The organism is Stenotrophomonas sp. YJH_SMC_81, from assembly GCF_059370875.1.
Genome location: NZ_JCAFUB010000005.1, coordinates 342,563 through 359,000 on the forward strand (window position 1 = coordinate 342,563; position 16,438 = coordinate 359,000).

General features: G+C 66.5%; 15 protein-coding genes. 7 read left to right on the forward strand and 8 right to left on the reverse strand.

Annotated features, from left to right (window positions below; all coding sequences use genetic code 11):
- Position 1: 1 nt before the first annotated feature.
- Positions 2-1,351 (forward strand): tRNA uridine-5-carboxymethylaminomethyl(34) synthesis GTPase MnmE, encoded by a 1,350-nt coding sequence (gene mnmE, locus AC5P8U_RS13350; protein WP_072168767.1) that lies wholly within the window; start codon positions 2-4, stop codon positions 1,349-1,351.
- A 104-nt stretch (positions 1,352-1,455) separates the two neighbouring features.
- Positions 1,456-2,043, forward strand: coding sequence for a sce7726 family protein (locus AC5P8U_RS13355; RefSeq protein ID WP_072168766.1), 588 nt, complete (start codon positions 1,456-1,458; stop codon positions 2,041-2,043).
- On the opposite strand, the gene AC5P8U_RS13360 is transcribed toward AC5P8U_RS13355, so the two are convergent.
- Positions 1,991-3,073, reverse strand: coding sequence for a beta family protein (locus AC5P8U_RS13360; RefSeq protein ID WP_495214184.1), 1,083 nt, complete (start codon positions 3,071-3,073; stop codon positions 1,991-1,993). The two genes, AC5P8U_RS13355 and AC5P8U_RS13360, sit on opposite strands and share 53 nt — an antisense overlap.
- Before the next feature lie 206 nt (positions 3,074-3,279).
- On the opposite strand from AC5P8U_RS13360, the gene AC5P8U_RS13365 reads away from it, so the two are divergent.
- Positions 3,280-4,386, forward strand: coding sequence for a glycerophosphodiester phosphodiesterase (locus AC5P8U_RS13365; protein WP_447905334.1), 1,107 nt, complete (start codon positions 3,280-3,282; stop codon positions 4,384-4,386).
- A 93-nt stretch (positions 4,387-4,479) separates the two neighbouring features.
- Here the strand turns inward: AC5P8U_RS13365 and AC5P8U_RS13370 are convergent, their stop codons facing one another.
- Entirely contained in the window at positions 4,480-5,250 is a 771-nt protein-coding gene (locus AC5P8U_RS13370) for a rhomboid family intramembrane serine protease (RefSeq protein ID WP_065179045.1), read from the reverse strand.
- Positions 5,251-5,356: 106 nt separating this feature from the next.
- A complete protein-coding gene (locus AC5P8U_RS13375) occupies positions 5,357-6,319 on the reverse strand; it encodes a TerC family protein (protein ID WP_010487446.1) in 963 nt (320 codons plus the stop codon).
- A gap of 302 nt (positions 6,320-6,621) precedes the next feature.
- On the opposite strand from AC5P8U_RS13375, the gene AC5P8U_RS13380 reads away from it, so the two are divergent.
- Both AC5P8U_RS13380 and AC5P8U_RS13385 read left to right on the forward strand, forming a co-directional pair.
- Positions 6,622-7,791, forward strand: coding sequence for a class I SAM-dependent rRNA methyltransferase (locus AC5P8U_RS13380; protein WP_072168763.1), 1,170 nt, complete (start codon positions 6,622-6,624; stop codon positions 7,789-7,791).
- 178 nt (positions 7,792-7,969) lie between these two features.
- Positions 7,970-9,211 carry a dipeptidase gene (locus AC5P8U_RS13385; protein WP_495214187.1) on the forward strand — a complete coding sequence of 414 codons (1,242 nt, stop codon included), beginning with the start codon at positions 7,970-7,972 and terminating at the stop codon, positions 9,209-9,211.
- Between the two features lie 93 nt (positions 9,212-9,304).
- On the opposite strand, the gene AC5P8U_RS13390 is transcribed toward AC5P8U_RS13385, so the two are convergent.
- The 4 genes from AC5P8U_RS13390 to AC5P8U_RS13405 form a co-directional block, all read right to left on the reverse strand.
- Positions 9,305-10,732 carry an amino acid permease gene (locus AC5P8U_RS13390; RefSeq protein ID WP_252745429.1) on the reverse strand — a complete coding sequence of 476 codons (1,428 nt, stop codon included), beginning with the start codon at positions 10,730-10,732 and terminating at the stop codon, positions 9,305-9,307.
- Between the two features lie 205 nt (positions 10,733-10,937).
- Positions 10,938-11,357: a hypothetical protein gene (locus tag AC5P8U_RS13395; protein WP_065197166.1), complete on the reverse strand. Its 420-nt coding sequence runs from the start codon at positions 11,355-11,357 to the stop codon at positions 10,938-10,940.
- Complete coding sequence (leuE, locus tag AC5P8U_RS13400; protein WP_049417162.1) at positions 11,354-11,983, reverse strand: leucine efflux protein LeuE; 630 nt, start codon at positions 11,981-11,983, stop codon at positions 11,354-11,356. The genes AC5P8U_RS13395 and leuE overlap by 4 nt, the downstream gene beginning before the upstream one ends.
- Before the next feature lie 14 nt (positions 11,984-11,997).
- Complete coding sequence (locus tag AC5P8U_RS13405; protein ID WP_447905331.1) at positions 11,998-12,969, reverse strand: LysR family transcriptional regulator; 972 nt, start codon at positions 12,967-12,969, stop codon at positions 11,998-12,000.
- A gap of 91 nt (positions 12,970-13,060) precedes the next feature.
- Here AC5P8U_RS13405 and AC5P8U_RS13410 point away from each other — a divergent pair, with 91 nt between their 5' ends.
- On the forward strand, positions 13,061-14,068 hold the full coding sequence (locus AC5P8U_RS13410; protein WP_065186609.1) for a zinc-binding alcohol dehydrogenase family protein: 1,008 nt from the start codon (positions 13,061-13,063) through the stop codon (positions 14,066-14,068).
- Positions 14,069-14,229: 161 nt separating this feature from the next.
- Here AC5P8U_RS13410 and AC5P8U_RS13415 read toward each other — a convergent pair whose 3' ends face one another.
- On the reverse strand, positions 14,230-14,835 hold the full coding sequence (locus AC5P8U_RS13415) for a glutathione S-transferase family protein (RefSeq protein WP_072168761.1): 606 nt from the start codon (positions 14,833-14,835) through the stop codon (positions 14,230-14,232).
- Between the two features lie 45 nt (positions 14,836-14,880).
- Between AC5P8U_RS13415 and AC5P8U_RS13420 the strand changes: the two genes are divergently transcribed.
- Complete coding sequence (locus tag AC5P8U_RS13420) at positions 14,881-16,437, forward strand: DNA recombination protein RmuC (protein ID WP_072168760.1); 1,557 nt, start codon at positions 14,881-14,883, stop codon at positions 16,435-16,437.
- The last annotated feature ends 1 nt before the right edge of the window (position 16,438 follow it).

The window sequence follows — 16,438 nt, forward strand, 5'->3', positions numbered from 1 at the left end:
CATGAACGACACGATCCGCACCGACACCATCGTGGCCATTGCCAGCGCTCCGGGCGCTGGCGGTGTCGGCCTGCTGCGCCTGTCCGGTCCGCGCGCCGCGGCCATCGCCAACGCGTTGGGTGCGCCTGAACTGCGCCCGCGCCATGCGCACTACGCACGCCTGCGCGACGCCGATGGCGAGGTCATCGACGATGGCATCGTGCTGTGGTTCCCGGCACCGAACAGCTTCACCGGCGAAGAGGTGGTGGAACTGCAGGGCCACGGCAGTCCGGTCCTGCTGCAGCAACTGGTCGCGCGCTGCATCGCGCTCGGTGCGCGCCAGGCGCGGCCGGGCGAGTTCAGCGAACGCGCGTTCCTCAACGGCAAGCTCGACCTGGCCCAGGCCGAGGCCATCGCCGACCTGATCGCGGCCGGCGACAACCGCGCCGCACGCGCCGCGCGACGTTCGCTGGATGGTGTGTTCTCGCGGCGCATCGACGCCGTGATCGAGCAACTGGTGCTGCTGCGCATCCACGTGGAAGCGGCCATCGACTTCGCCGACGAACCGCTGGATACCCTCGGTGGCGCGCAGGTGCGGCGTGGCCTGGAACAGGCGCGCAGTGATCTCGCCCTGCTGCGCCGCGACGCCGAACGTGGCCGCCGCCTGCGCGATGGCCTGCATGCCGTGCTGATCGGTCCGCCGAATGCCGGCAAGAGCTCACTGCTGAACGCCCTGGCCGGCAGCGAACGCGCCATCGTTACCGACATCGCCGGCACCACCCGCGACACGCTGCGCGAGACCATCCGCCTGGATGGCCTGGAGCTGACCCTGGTCGACACCGCCGGCCTGCGCGACGGCGGCGATGCCATCGAACGCGAAGGCATGCGCCGCGCGCACGTGGAAATCGAGCGCACCGACCTGGCGCTGATCGTGCTGGATGCGCGCGATCCGGCGGCCGGGCAGGCGGCGCTGGGTGATGCCGTGGCAGCGGTGCCGCACAAGATCTACATCCACAACAAGTCGGACCTGCTCGGTGTGCTGCCGGCGCTGGACGACCCGGACCGCGTGTTCGTTTCGGCAGCCACCGGCGCCGGGCTGGACGACCTGCATGCGCGCCTGCGTTCGATTGCCTCGGGCGGGGCAGGGGAGCAGGTGGACGGCGAGTTCTCCGCGCGCACGCGCCATGTGCATGCCATCGAGCGAGCGCAGGAACACGCGCAGCGCGCCGATGGCGAGCTGGCGAATGAGCACCTGGAACTGGCCGCCGAGGAACTGCGGCTGGCCCATGACGCACTGGGCGAGATCACCGGGCAGATGAGTGCCGATGATCTGCTGGGAAGGATCTTCTCCAGTTTCTGCATCGGCAAGTAACACGGGGTCACATCCCCGAAGACGCTCTGATCGTCTAGCTTGCCCATGACTGGCGGCAATGGGTTTCAAACCTGTGCGCGACACCTCCTTGATATCATCCCGCCATGAACCCGATTACCGACAGTGACGTGCGATCAGCTCTGCTGGGCAAGGTCATTGCTGAGCATGTCGCAAATCCAAACACGCTTGTGGTGGAGGAAATGGGGCTTGCGCGCGGCGCCTGCCGTGTCGATGTATGTGTCATCAATGGCCACCTGCACGGCTACGAGATCAAGAGTGATGTCGACACGCTGCGGAGACTCCCGTTGCAGCAGCAGTTCTACTCCGATGTCCTCGACAAGGCGACGATCGTGGTGGGTCAGCGCCACCTGGACCATGCATTGGAGACGTTGCCTGCTTGGTGGGGGATCAGGCTGGCATCACGTGGAGCGCGCAACGCAGTGAGGCTAGAACTAGTGCGGCCTGCAAAACTCAATCCATCAGTGAGCGCGACGGCCGTCGCAGCACTGCTCTGGCGCGATGAAATTTCTGCTCTGATCGGCAGGCGGACGCCGGAAAGATCAGCGCTGCGCGGCAACCGCGCAGCGCTATGTGAACGTCTGTCGGAGCTCTACAGTCTTGCGGAAATCCGTGCGCTGGTCAGGGAACAGTTGAAGCGCCGGTCAGACTGGCGAGGTCGCGAACAACCTTAGTCATATGGTGGTTGGTCGCCACCGTTGGCCAGGTCGAGCTTCCCCCGGTACTGGTGACACTGTTTGCGCAGTCTTCGATGTACGCATCGCCCCAGCTGTAGCCGCGCCCCATGAAGACCACCGGCAGATCGGAGACCAGGTGCCTGCACAGATCACGGTACTGGTCGCGGCCATTGCGCTTGATCTGGGTACCCACAACAATCCGCCACTGATCATCGATCGTGTACTTGATCTTGGCGTTGGGGTCGAACAGGCGCGGATCCATCAGTTCCGTCTGCGGGGAAGCGCAGCCATAGTCACCAAACCACGGCATCCGTCCAGAATGCATGCCGGCTAGCCGCGTGTACGCGCGCCATTCCCGGCGATTCACATCGCCATGTGGGCGATAGCTCGAAGAGGGGCTCAGACTGGCAGGAAAACTGCCTCCTACGATGGTGATTGATCTCCAGTCGGCCAGATCCGGAACCGCCGCAATCCATGCCTGCCAAGTCGATGCCTGCAGCGTGGGTGAGTCGGCGACGTCGGCCGAGCTGTCGAGGACCAGATCCACCTGACCAGATACCACTCCCAACAGTCTCAGCAGCCCGGAGATCCGAGCAAGGCGTCCTCCTTCAAGATCATCCGGTACGAGCCGCAATCCGCAGCCACGATCATCGCGTGCGACAATGCGTGCCACCGCCTGTTGGTAATCGACGTGCCGGTCAATGCCGGTAACGGGAATGGCCTGGCATCCCGCGGTGCGAATGAGGTCGAAGATCCGCTCCAGATGATGCTGGCCGTCCGCCATGGTGTCGTCCCCAGCAAGATAGGGCGAATCAAACAGGCAGCGGCGCGACTTCCAGTTACTGCTCAGACGTCTGCCCACATTCTTCAGGTGGTCATCGAGTGACTTGGCCGGCGCATCGTTCTCGAAGTCCCACTGCTCGATAGGGATCTCGAACAGAGGATAGATCCCATCCTTGATTCCTTCGTTGGTACGACCCACCGCGAGATACTCACCCTGTCGCCATTTGAGGATCGGCATGTACATCGGTTGTTCCATGATCTGCCCCTGACAACCCGCTTTTGGTCATTCGAGGCTAGTCGCGGGCCTTACAGCGCTTCAATCAGAATTGTTTGAAGAGTGGCGGCGGTCAGATCGGAGCCCCTGCCGGCATCCGCTCCCCCCCCCTTCCCCCACCTGTCACATTGCCGCCGCATACTGACAGCCATCACATACCGCTTGGGGAAGTCGCAGTGAAGTCGTGGGGTTGTGCGTTGCTGTTGTCGCTGGCCGTGGCACCATCGGTGGCCATGAGTGCTGAATCCTCCACCCCGGCCGCACCCAAGGTGTCGGTCTATGGTCATCGCGGCGCAAGCGCACTGCTGCCCGAGCACACCCTGGCGTCGTACGCGCAGGCGATCGCCGATGGCGCCGACTACATCGAACCGGACCTGGTGATGACCAAGGACGGGGTGATGGTGGCCCGCCACGAGAACGAGATCGGCGGCACCACCGACGTCGCTTCGCATCCAGAGTTCGCCAGCCGCCGCACCAGCAAGGTGATCGATGGTCAGAAGGTCGACGGCTGGTTCACCGAAGACTTCACCCTGGCCGAGCTGAAGACCCTCTATGCGCGCGAGCGCCTGCCGGAACTGCGCAGCACCGCCTACGACGGGCAGTTCCGCATCGCCAGCCTGGACGAGATCCTGGCCTTCCTGGTGCAGCAGGCCGGGCGTGCCAACCGCGGCATCGGCCTGGTGCCGGAGATCAAGCACCCGACCTACTTCCAGTCCATCGGCCTGCCGATGGAAGACAAGCTGCTGGCCGCACTGCGTGGCAACGCGTACACCAATGTCGGGCCGGTCACCATCCAGTCGTTCGAGACCGCCAACCTGCGCTACCTGCGCGGCAGGATCGGCCAGGGCAGCAACATCCGGCTGCTGCAGCTGCTGTGGAAGGGCGATACCCAGCCGGCCGACATCGTCAAGGCCGGCGGCGCGCTGACCTATGCGCAGATGATGACCCCGGCCGGCCTGAAGGACATTGCCGGCTACGCCGATGGTATCGGCCCCGAGCTGCGTTCGATCATTCCACTGGATGCCAAGGGGGCGCTGGGCACGCCGACCTCGCTGGTACGTGACGCGCACGCCGCTGGCCTGATGGTGATTCCGTACACCTTCCGCCCGGAAAACCACTTCCAGCCCAGCAACCTGCGCAAGGGTGCCGACAGCGCGCGCAATGCCGAGGGATCGATTGCCGAGATGCGGGCTTACCTGGCGACGGGCATCGATGCGTTCTTCACCGATGACCCGGCGCTCGGCCGGCAGGCGGTGGATGGGATGGGCGCGGCAGGGAACTGATTCTCCTGGTAGTGCCGGCCGCTGGCCGGCAACGCAAGGACTGCCAACGAAGGTTCATGAGGTTGCCGGCCAGCGGCCGGCACCACCCTCACCTCAACCGCGCGGTTCGTCCGGGCGGCGGAACGGGATCACCACGTAGTCCTGGCCCTCGCGCGGCTGCCACAGCACCGGCACGCGCTGCGGTGACGGCGGCTCCAGTTCGTCGTCGGACAGCGGCTCAGCCTCGTCTTCTTCGTCTTCCCAGCTGTAGCGCTGGCGCGGCGGCAGTGGGTCGGCGTTGCGGAACAGCAGCGCGGCGATGATGCCGGCGAAGGCGCCGCCCATGTGCGACTGCCAGGACACACCATCGGCGTGCGGCAGGATGGTCATCAGCATGCCGCCGTAGAACAGCATGCCGATCAGACCGGTGGCGATCGCCGCACGGTCGCGGCGCAGCAGGCCGAGGCTGGCCAGCAGGAACATCAGGCCGTGGGTCACGCCACTGGCGCCCAGGTGCACGCTGCCCGGATTGCCCAGCATCCATGCGCCGAGGCCCGAACCCAGCCACAGCAGGGGCAGCGCGCGTACGGTGGCCTTCGGATACACGCTGCCGGCGAGGGTGCCGAGGATCAGGATCGCGATGCTGTTGGCGGCGATGTGCTCGACCGAGGCATGCAGCATCGGGCCGCCGATCAGGCCGAGCAGGCCCTTGGCTTCCAGCGGTGCGACCGCCCACGGTCGCCAGTCGAACGTGCCCTGCAGGGCGAACACGGCCACCAGCACCAGCACGGCGGCCAGGCTGACATTGAACGCCCGCAGGATGCGCGAGCGATCATTGCGGGGGGCCGGCACGTCGTCGGCGGGCAGGGGCGCGTTGTTGTCCATACCTCAGCAATGGCGGTGACTGGCGCGAAACCAAGGCCACCGTAACGGGAGAGTGGAGGCGGCCGGCGGGACAATCCCACCGGCCGCACCGTTCAACGGGTCAGGCTCAGGCCTGGCCTTCGCCTTCCTTCGGCGGGTACTTCAGGCTCAGCACCACGGTGGCGGCAATGATCACCGCGACCACGCCCAGCGACACCGGGGTCGGGATCTTGAACAGGTCGATGATCATCATCTTGATGCCGATGAAGCCCAACACCAGTGCCAGGCCGTACGGCAGCAGGTGGAAGCGGTCGGCCATGCCGGCCAGCAGGAAGAACATCGCGCGCAGGCCCAGCACCGCGAACACGTTGGAGGTGAGCACGATGAACGGGTCGGTGGTGATCGCGAAGATCGCCGGGATGCTGTCCACGGCGAAGATCACGTCGGTGACCGCAATCAGGATCAGCACCGCGAACAGCGGGGTGAACCAGCGCACGCCATCACGCTTCACGCTCAGCGCGTTGCCGGCGTAGTCCGGCAGCAGGCGCAGGTGCTTGCGCATCCAGCGCAGGGCCGGATTGGTCTCCAGGTCCGGCTCCTGGCCGGCGGCGAACCACATCTTCCAGCCGGTGAACAGCAGGAAGGCACCGAACACGTAGAGCAGCCAATGGAACTGGCTGATCAGCACGCTACCAGCGAAGATCATGATCGTACGCAGCACGATCGCACCCAGGATGCCGATGATCAGCACCTTCTGGCGCTGCTCTTCCGGCACCGCGAAGTAGCTCATGATCATCAGGAAGACAAAGATGTTGTCGACCGCCAGCGCCTTCTCGACCAGGTAGCCGGTCAGGAACTCGAGGCCGACCTTGTTGGCCACGACCTGGCCGGCGGTCTCATTCAGGTAGTACCAGAGGCCGGCGTTGAACAGCAGGGCCAGCGCGACCCAGCCGATGGACCACCACAGGGCCTCCTTGAAGGTGACCTTGTGCGGTCCACCATGGCGCATCAACACGAGGTCGACCAGCAGGGCGATGACCACCACCGCTGCGAAGCCGCCCCACAACCACACGTTACCGATCGTCTGCATTGGGAATGTCCGTTGGAAAGATGAATGCCAGGCCGGACGGCGAGGATCTGCAACGGAGGATCGGGAGGGGATCCAGGGACAGAGCTTCGCCAGTACGGCGAAGGTCTCGCTCGCAGTTCCAGTCGGCTGGAACTGCCGTTGCACCGGAGCCTGCGGGCTCGAAATGACGGCGACAACGTCTGGGAGCTACTCCCCTTCTGGCGCCGATTCTGCCGTCTGGCCCCGCCGCCGTCAAATGCCGGTTTGCCGGGGTCAGAGCCCCTGCGGGGATCCGACCCCGGCGCCCGGTTTACAATGAGTGGATGAATACCCCCCTTCCGATTGTCCGCCTTAAGAATGCGTGGCGCTCCAGCCACCCGTGGATCTTCCAGAAACTGGTCGAGAAGCCGACCGTCCGGCCCAAGCCCGGTTCCATCGTCGACGTGGTCGGCATCGATGGCGAGTTCATTGGCCGCGGGTTCTACAACGGGCACTCGCGCATTGCCGTGCGCATCCTTGAAACCGACCAGAACGTACCGGTGGACGCCGGCTGGTTCTCGCGCAAGATCGCCCAGGCAGTGTCGCTGCGCCGTGAGGTGCTGAAGCTCGATACGGTGTCCGATGCCTGGCGCGTCGTGCACAGTGAAGGCGACGGCCTGTCCGGCCTGGTGGTGGACCGCTACGGCGACCTCGTGGTGGTCGAGTTCTTCGCCGCCGGCATGTTCCGCCACCGCGAATGGATCTACGATGCGCTGCGCGAGCAGTTCCCCGGCTGCCGCTTCCACAGCTTCGCCGACGAGCACGTGCAGAAGCAGGAAAGCTTCGACTTCCACGGCAACACCACCACCGAAGCGTCGGTGATCACCGAGTACGGCATCAAGTTCCGCGCCGACCCGGCCGGTGCGCACAAGACCGGTTTCTTCGCCGACCAGCGCGAGAACCGCGAGTGGCTGAGCCAGCAGGTGGAAGGCAAGAGCGTGCTCGACCTGTGCTGCAACACCGGCGGTTTTGCCGTGTACGCGGCGGCGCGTGGTGCTTCGGAAGTGATCGGCATCGACATCGACGAGGACGTGATCCAGATCGCCAAGGGCAATTCGCGCCTGAACAACGTGCGTCCGAAGTTCATCCAGTCCGACATCTTCCCGTGGCTGCGCGACGCCGCCAACCGCGGTGAGCAGTACGACGTGGTGATCCTGGACCCGGCGAAGATGACCCGCGACCGCGACCAGGTCATCACCGCGCTGAAGAAGTACCTGGACATGAACAAGCTGGCGCTGGGCGTGGTCAAGCCGGGCGGCCTGTTCGCCACCTTCTCCTGCACCGGCCTGGTGGCCGAGGACCAGTTCCTCGACATGCTGCGCCGTGCGGCCTATTTCTCCGGCCGCACGATCCAGATCCTGAAGGTGGCCGGCGCTGGTCCGGACCATCCGTTCATGGCCCACGTGCAGGAATCGCGTTACCTCAAGGCCGTGTTCTGCCGCGTGGTGGATTGACGGTCGGCTTCTGCGTTCGCCGGGCATGAATCATGTCCACTGCCCGGCGGTCAGCTTTCCGCGCATTGCGATGCGTTCGTGAAAACGGCGCCCCGCTGTTCAGGGGGCGTGGCCCGGCGCTACCCAATGCGCGGCCACGGCGCTATGGTCGGGCTCTTCCCCATGCCGGTGAGAGCCCATGCCTTCGTTGCGCCACCTGTCCGTCGTGCTCGCCCTGGCGCTGTGCGCGCCGCTGTCCGTCCACGCCATCGAGTTCAGCGCGCAGGAGCTGGCCCGCGCCAAGGCGCTGCAGCAGCGCCTGGTCACCCTCGACAGCCACCTGGATACGCCGGCCAACTTTGGTCGCAGCGGTTTCGACATCGAGCAACGCCACGACCGCAACGCCCTTTCGCAGGTCGACTACCCGCGCATGGTCGAAGGCGCGCTGGACGGCGGCTTCTGGGCGATCTACACCGATCAGGGCGACCGCAGCGCCGCCGCGCATCTGGCCGAGCGTGACCATGGGCTGCAGCGATTGATGCAGATCCGCGAGATGCTGGCGGCCAATCCCGAGCGCTTCGCGCTGGCACTGACCGCCGATGACGCAGCGCGGATCAAGGCTGCCGGCAAGCGCGTGGTCTACATCAGCATGGAAAACGCCAGCCCGCTGGCGGCCGACCCCAGCCTGCTGTCGTTCTATCACCGCGCCGGCCTGCGCCTGCTCAGCACCGTGCACTTCGCCAACAACGAGTTCGCCGATTCGGCCACCGATCCCAAGGGCGCGGAATGGAAAGGACTTAGCCCGGCCGGCAAGGAGCTGGTGCGGCAGGCGGTCAAGCTGGGCATCGTGATCGACCAGTCACATGCCTCGGATGCGGTGTTCGACGATCTGCTGGCGATGATGCCGGTGCCGTTCGTGCTGTCGCACAGCTCGGCCAAGGCGGTCTACGACCATCCGCGCAATCTTGACGACGCGCGGCTGCGCAGGCTGGCCAAGGCCGGCGGCGTGATCCAGGTGAACGCCTATGGCGGCTACCTGATCGACACCGCAAAGACGCCCGAGCGCAAGCAGGCCGAGGAAGCGCTGAGCAAGCAGCTGGGCGGCTGGGAAGGCATGGGCATCGAGCAGGGTGTTGCGCTACTGAAGGCCGAGCAGGCGCTGGACCACGAGCACCCGGTGCGCCACGCCAGCCTGGACGACTTCTTCGCCCACTTCGAGCACATCCTCACGGTGGTCGGCCCCGAGCACGTGGGCATCGGCCTGGACTGGGATGGGGGTGGCGGACTGAGTGACCTGCCCGATGTCAGCCAGCTGCCGAAGATCACCGCGTGGCTGCTGCGCAAGGGCTATACCGAGAAGCAGATTGCCGGCATCTGGGGCGGCAACCTGCTGCGGGTGATGCGCCAGGCGCAGGATTACGCCGCAAAGCAGGGCGGTTGAAGCGCCCTGCGGTAGTGCCGGCCGCTGGCCGGCATTGCTCGTATCGACAGGATGCGAGGTGCCGGCCAGCGGCCGGCACTACCGGCGAGCCGGTTACTTCGCGATCAGTGCGTGGCGGCGGCTGTACAGGAAGTACAACACCAGGCCGGCCACGTTCCACAGCAGGAAGTACAGCTGAGTGGTGTGCGGCAGGCTGATGAACAGGTAGATGCAGCCCAGTGCAGCCAGCGGGCCGACCACGAAAGCCAGCGGCGTGCGGAAGGTGCGCTCGCGGTTCGGCTCGCGCAGGCGCAGCACCACCAGGCAGACACCCACCGCAGTGAACGCGGCAAGGGTACCGGCGTTGGCCAGTGCGGCGATCTCGTCCAGGCGCGCCACGCCGGCCAGCGCCGACACCACGACCGCAGTGAACAACGTGGTCGCCACCGGCGTGCCGGTACGTGCGTTGACCTTGGACAGGCCACGCGGCAGCAGGCCATCGCGGCTCATCACGAAGAAGATGCGGCTCTGGCCGTACAGGAAGGCCAGCAGCACGGTCGGCAGGGCGATGATCGCGATCACGCCGATCACCATTGCCGCGGTCGGATGGCCCAGCTGGCGCATGATCAGCGCCAGCGGCTCGGCGCTGTGGCCGAACACCGCGTAGCTCATCGCACCAACTGCCGCCAGCGCCACCAGCACGTAGACGATGGTGCAGCCGATCATCGAACCGATGATGCCGATCGACAGGTCGCGGCCCGGGTTCTTGGTCTCCTCGGCGGCGGTGGAGATTGCATCGAAGCCGTAGAAGGCGAAGAAGATGATCGCTGCCGCCGCCATCACGCCGTGCTCGACGCCATCGGGGCCCATCGACTTGGCAAAGCCGTACGGCATGAACGGCTGCAGGTTGGCGCTGTCGAAGGCGGGCAGGGCCACGGCCACGAAGATGGCCAGCGCGATCAGCTTGAACACCACCAGGATGGCATTGAGGGTGGCGCTCTCCTTGGTGCCGGCCATCAGCATGCCGGCCACCAGCCAGGTGATGATGATCGCCGGCAGGTTGATCATTCCGCCTTCCACATGCGGGCCGGCTGCCAGCCAGGCCGGCAGGTGTACGTTCCAGCCGAACTGGGTGTGGACCCATTCGAGGAAGCCGACGAAGTAGCCGGACCAGCCCACCGCCACCGTACTCACCACCAGCGAGTACTCCAGAATCAGGCTCCAGCCCACCACCCAGGCAAACACCTCGCCCAGTGCGCTGTAGCTGTAGGTGTAGGCACTGCCGGCGGCCGGCATCATCGTCGACAGCTCGGCGTAGGACAGCGCCGCGCAGGCGCAGACCGCACCGGCGATGGCGAAGGAGATCAGCACGGCCGGGCCGGCCAGGTTGGCACCCACGCCGATCAGCGTATAGATGCCGGTACCGACGATGGCGCCGATGCCCAGCGCGATCAGGTGCGGCCAGCTGAGCGTCGGGATCAGGCGCCTGCCGGCTTCGTGGACGGTGACGGAATCTAGGGACTTGCGCCGGAACAGGGACATGCAGGCCTCGGAAGGGGTGACTGGAAACGACAAGTTCCCGAGTGTGACCGAACGCAGCGCAGCATTACCACTGACGGGGGTCATACCCGGGTTGGATGCGTCGCTGATGGAGGCTGAACGCCGTCAATGATGACGAAATCAGCACAATCTGAGCAACAAATCGAACTCGTCCTACGATCGTCCAGCTGGCAGGGCAAACCGAGGGTCAGGGTGATCGCGGCCAATGGCAGCCATCCTCCTGCCAAGCTTCGGGGTCGTCGTGGAAGGTCGTGCTGTGGCCGTCGCGGGCGCGTTCGTATCGCAGATCCAGCACCAGCGCGCCCTGGGTGCTCAACAGGTAGCGGCCGTTGAGGCGGCCATCGATGCGCTCTTCCCAGACGCTGTCAAACTGGTACGGGCGATCTTCGGCCAGCACCGTGGTTTGCATCGAGATCCGGCGCAGGGGCAGGCGCTTGCGCTGGCCGGCGTAGCGCACGTCGGACTGTCCGTCCTCCAGCCAGCGCCATTCCAGGTGGATGCTGCCGTTGCGACCGCCGGTCAGGCAACGATGGTCCTGTACGGTGGCGCCAGAGGCGGTGCCGGCGAACAGCAGGGCCAGGCCGAGCAGCGGCAGCCGCCCGTTCATCCGTTCAGCCCCAACCGGATGCCAAACCCCACCAGGAACAGGCCGGCCACGCGGCGCAGCGCGTCGCTGATCCGCGGGTGCTGGATCAACCGGCGACGGGCCAGGTTGCCCACACCGATCAGCATCGAGCAGTAGGCGATGCTGACCACCAGGATGATCCCGGCCAGTGCCGCGAAGGTGGCGATGCCCTGGTGTGCCTTGGGATCGATGAACAACGGCAGGAAGGCCATGTAGAACAGGATCGCCTTCGGGTTGAGCAGGCTGACCAGGATCGCCTGCTGGAAGTAGCGGCCCGGCTGCATGCGGATCGGGCCGGCATCACCGCCTTCGTGCTTCGGCGTGCGCAGCAGGCCGATGCCGACCCACACCAGGTAGGCCGCACCGAGGTACTGCACGGCGTGGAACACCAGCGGGTTGGCCTTGAGCAGCGCGGCCACGCCGGCCAGCGCGAGCCACATCAGGATCTGGTCGCCGACCAGCAGGCCGGCCAGTGCGGTGTAACCGCCGCGCACGCCACCACGGCCGGTGGCGGTCAGCAGGGTGAAGGTACCGGGGCCGGGCAGGGCGAGAAACACCAGCACGGCGACCAGAAACGTCCACAGGTCCTGGATGCCCATCCACGGCATGGCGGCGTTCTCTCTTACGGGGGGCCGCCATTGTCGGCCAGCGCCGGGACTGGCGACAGGGGGCCGGCAGGACCCTCGGGCATGCCAGACAGCAGAGGTTGCAGGTGCTGGCGCAGCTGCGCGTGCAGCTGCCGCACCGCCGGCGAGAACTGTTTGCGGTGCGGGCAGACCAGCTGCAACGGTATGTGGCTGCCGATGCCGTCGAGCAGCAGCTGCAGGCGCCCTGCGAGCACATCCTCGCGCAGGTCCAGCCAGGATTTGTAGGTGATGCCTTCGCCGGCCACCGCCCAGCGCCGCACCACATCGGCGTCATCGCAGACCAGCGGGCCGCGCACCGGAACCACGCTGCGGCACCCGTCGACCTCGAACGACCAGCGATCATAGGCGCGGCCACTGAGCTGGTAGACCAGGCAATCATGCTCGCGCAGATCGTCCAGGCGCGTGGGCATGCCGCGCCGCTGCAGATAGTCGGGCGACGCCGCGAGTACGCGCCGATTGCCTTCCAGCAGGGGCAGGGCCACGTAGTTGGCGTCGTCGAAGTGGCCGATGCGGATGGCCACGTCGACCGGGTCGCGGAACACGTCGGCCACTTCGTCGGACAGGCGCAGGTGCAGGCGCAGCCGGGGGTGCGCGGCGCGAAAGGCGCTCAGCCAGGGCAGCAGCAGATTTCGACCGAAGTCCGACGGCGCCGACAGCTGCAGGGTGCCGTGCAGTTCGGCGTCTTCGCCCTGCACGCGCGCCTGGCCCTCGCGCAGGGTGGCCAGCACCTCCTGCGCATACGGCAGGTACAGCGCCCCCTCGCCGGTCAGGCGCAGGCTGCGCGTGGTGCGCACGAACAGGCGCAGGTCCAGCTCGCGCTCCAGCCGCGCCACCGCCGCAGCAACCTGCCCCGGCAGCAGGTCGGCTTCGCGGGCCGCCTGCGAGAAGCTGCCCAGTGCGGCAGTACGGACGAACAGCTGCAGATCGTCGAAGCGGATCATCTTCATCGCCAGAGTGAAAGTGCTGCCCGATTCTGCGCCTTTCCGAGGGACCGCGTGCGGCGCAACCTGTCGCCTCCTTCCCCACTGGACCGCTGCCATGCGCGCCATTGCCTACACCCAAGCCGGCCTGCCGATCGATGATGCCCAGGCCCTGATCGATATTGAACTGGAACTGCCGCAGCCCGGCCCGCGTGACCTGCGGGTGGCGGTACGCGCGGTGGCGGTGAACCCGGTCGACACCAAGGTCCGCCGCGGCGTGGCCACCGATGGCCCGCGCGTGCTGGGCTGGGATGCGGTCGGCATTGTTGATGCGGTGGGCAGCGAGGTGACCCTGTTCCAGCCCGGCGACGCGGTCTACTACGCCGGCGTCATCGACCGCCCGGGCAGCAATGCGCAGTACCAGCTGGTGGATGAGCGCAGCGTCGGGCGCAAGCCGGCCAGTCTCGACGATGCCGCCGCCGCAGCGTTGCCACTGACTGCAATCACCGCCTGGGAGCTGCTGTTCGACCGCCTGCGCATCCCGGAGGGTGGTGGCGAAGGCCAGACCCTGCTGGTGATCGGTGCTGCCGGTGGTGTCGGTTCGATCCTGGTGCAGCTGGCACGGAAGCTGACCAGGCTGACCGTGATCGGCACCGCCTCGCGCCCGGATACCCAGGACTGGACGTACGCAATGGGGGCACACCACGTGATCGACCACAGCCTGCCGCTGGCCGAGGGACTGGCGCGGCTCGGCATCAGCGAGGTGCAGCATGTCGCCAGCCTGACCCACTCCGACCAGTACTACGCGCAGATCGTGGAACTGCTGGCACCGCAGGGCCAACTGGGGCTGATCGATGACCCGGGCCAGGTGGACGTGATGGCGCTCAAGCGCAAGGCACTGTCACTGCACTGGGAGTCGATGTTCACCCGGCCGCTGTACCGCACCGCCGACATGCAGCGCCAGCACGACCTGTTGAACCGTGTGGCCGAGCTGATCGATACGGGCGTGCTGCAGACCACCCTGGGCGAGCACTTCGGGCGCATCGACGCGGCCAACCTGCGGCGCGCCCACGCGCTGCTGGAAAGCCAGCGCGCCAAGGGCAAGATCGTGCTGGAAGGCTGGTAAGGCCCGGTTTTTCCTGTAGAACCGAGCCCACGCTCGGCTGCCGTCAGCGCACGCCGCTCAGCCGAGCATGGGCTCGGCTCTACAGAGATTCATCCACGAATGGCATGGATCCACCGTGTCGACCCAGGTCGACACCTGCTAACAGCGGCCGGCACCTCCCCTCAGGCCACGCCGTTGTCGACGTGGGTGGCGAAACCGGGCTGCTCGCGCAGCCGTTCGAACCACGCCGAGAGGTGTGGCAGCACGGGCTTGTTGCCGGGCGTGCTGCGCCAGCGCTGGGCCGATAGCCCGAGCACGATGTCGGCCAGGGTGAAGGCGTTGCCCGTCACGTGGCAGTGGCCACCGGCCAATTGTGTGTCGAGTACGCCCATCAAGTGGTTCCACTGCGCCAGGCTGGCCTCGGCGCGGGCATCGTCCGGGTAGTCCGGGTGCCGCCGCACGCGCGCCATGAACACGTGCCGCCAGGCGCTGTTGAGGTCGCTGGCCTGCCAGTCCATCCACTGCTCGACCCGGGCGCGGCCCTGCGCCGTGCCGGGCAGCAGGTCATCACGGCCAGCACGTACGGCCAGGTAGCGGCAGATGCTGTTCGATTCCCACAGCACGAAGCCGCCATCGCGCAGGACCGGCACCTGCCGGTTCGGATTCAACGTGGCCAGCAGGTCCGCCGGTGGTTCTGGCTCGTGTTGGAGTGGCAGGTCGAGGCCGGCGCACAGCCACAGCACCTTGCGCACGTTGATGGAGGTCGGCTTTCCGTACAGAGCGAGCATGGTCCTGACGCAGCAGCTGAGACTCGGCCAGCCTACACTTGCCCCATGCAAACCGAATACCTGCTCATTGCCGGCCTTCTATTGGCCGTGCTCATCCTGCAGCTGGTCGCCCTGCTGCGCCGCCCGCCGCATGACCGCCTGGAACAGGCCGTGCGCGAGGAAGCGCGCGCCGGGCGCAGCGAACTGCGCGAACAGCTCGATGGCTTCGCCCGCGCGTTGACCGATCTGTCCACCCGCACCGATCAGCGCCTGGACCTGCTGCGCGAAGCGCTGGGCGAAGATGCCCGCAAAGCGCGCGCTGAAGTGGCCGATAGCCAGCAGCGCGGCGCAGCATTGATGGGGCAGCGGCTGCAGGAACTGCGCGGCCAACTGGAGACCTTCGGCCAGCAGCAGGAGGCACGCATCCATGCGTTTGGCCAGCAGCTGCAGGAGCTCACTGCGCGCACCGATACCCAGCTCGGGGCGCTGCGCCAGACCCTGGTGGACGATGCACGCAAGGGCCGCGAGGAGGGCGCGCTGTCGCAGCAGCGCCTGACCGACAGTCTGGGCCTGCGCCTGCAGGAACTGACACAGCGCAACGAGCAGCGCATCGCCGAGATGCGTGCCACGCTGGAGGAACAGCTGCGCGCGCTGCAGAACGACAACGCGCAGAAGCTGGAGCAGATGCGCCACACCGTGGACGAGAAGCTGCAGTCGACGCTGGAAACGCGATTGGGCAATTCCTTCAAGCTCGTCTCCGAGCGCCTGGAACAGGTGCAGCGTGGCCTCGGCGAGATGCAGCAGCTGGCCACCGGCGTGGGCGACCTCAAGCGCGTGCTGACCAACGTCAAGAACCGTGGCAGCTGGGGTGAAGTACAGCTGGAGAACATCCTCGAGCAGACGCTCACCCAGGAGCAGTACGCGCGTGCGGTGAAGGTGCGCCCGGATAGTGGCGAGATGGTCGATATCGCCGTGCGCCTGCCGGGCCGCAGTAGCGACGACACGCCGGTGTGGCTGCCGATCGACTCCAAGTTCCCGCGCGAGGACTACGAGCGCCTGCTGGACGCACAGGAACAGGGCGATGCCGAAGGCGTGCGCCTGCAGGGCATCCAGCTGGAGCGCGCGGTGCGCGTGCAGGCCAAGTCGATCTGCGACAAGTACATCGTGCCACCGCACACCACGGACTTCGCGGTGATGTTCCTGCCCACCGAAGGCCTGTATGCCGAGGTGATCCGGCGCCCGGGCCTGGTTGACCTGCTGCAGCGCGAGCACCGTGTGGTGGTGGCCGGACCGACCACGGTCACTGCGTTGCTCAACAGCCTGCAGATGGGCTTTCGCACGCTGGCCATTGAAAAGCGATCCAGCGAAGTGTGGAGCCTGCTGGGTGCGGTCAAGAGCGAGTTCGGGAAGTTCGCCGGCATCCTGGAAAAGGCCGAGAAGCAGATCACTACCGTTGGCCGCAGCATCGGCGAGGCCAGCCGCAAGACCCGCACCATCGAACGCCGCCTGCGTGGCGTGGAGTCGCTGGCGTCCGAACAGGCGCAGTCGCTGCTCGGCGACCTGGCCGAGGGTGATGCGGTGGCCGAGGAGGAAGGCAGTGACGGCGAGGGCGACGAGGCCTGAG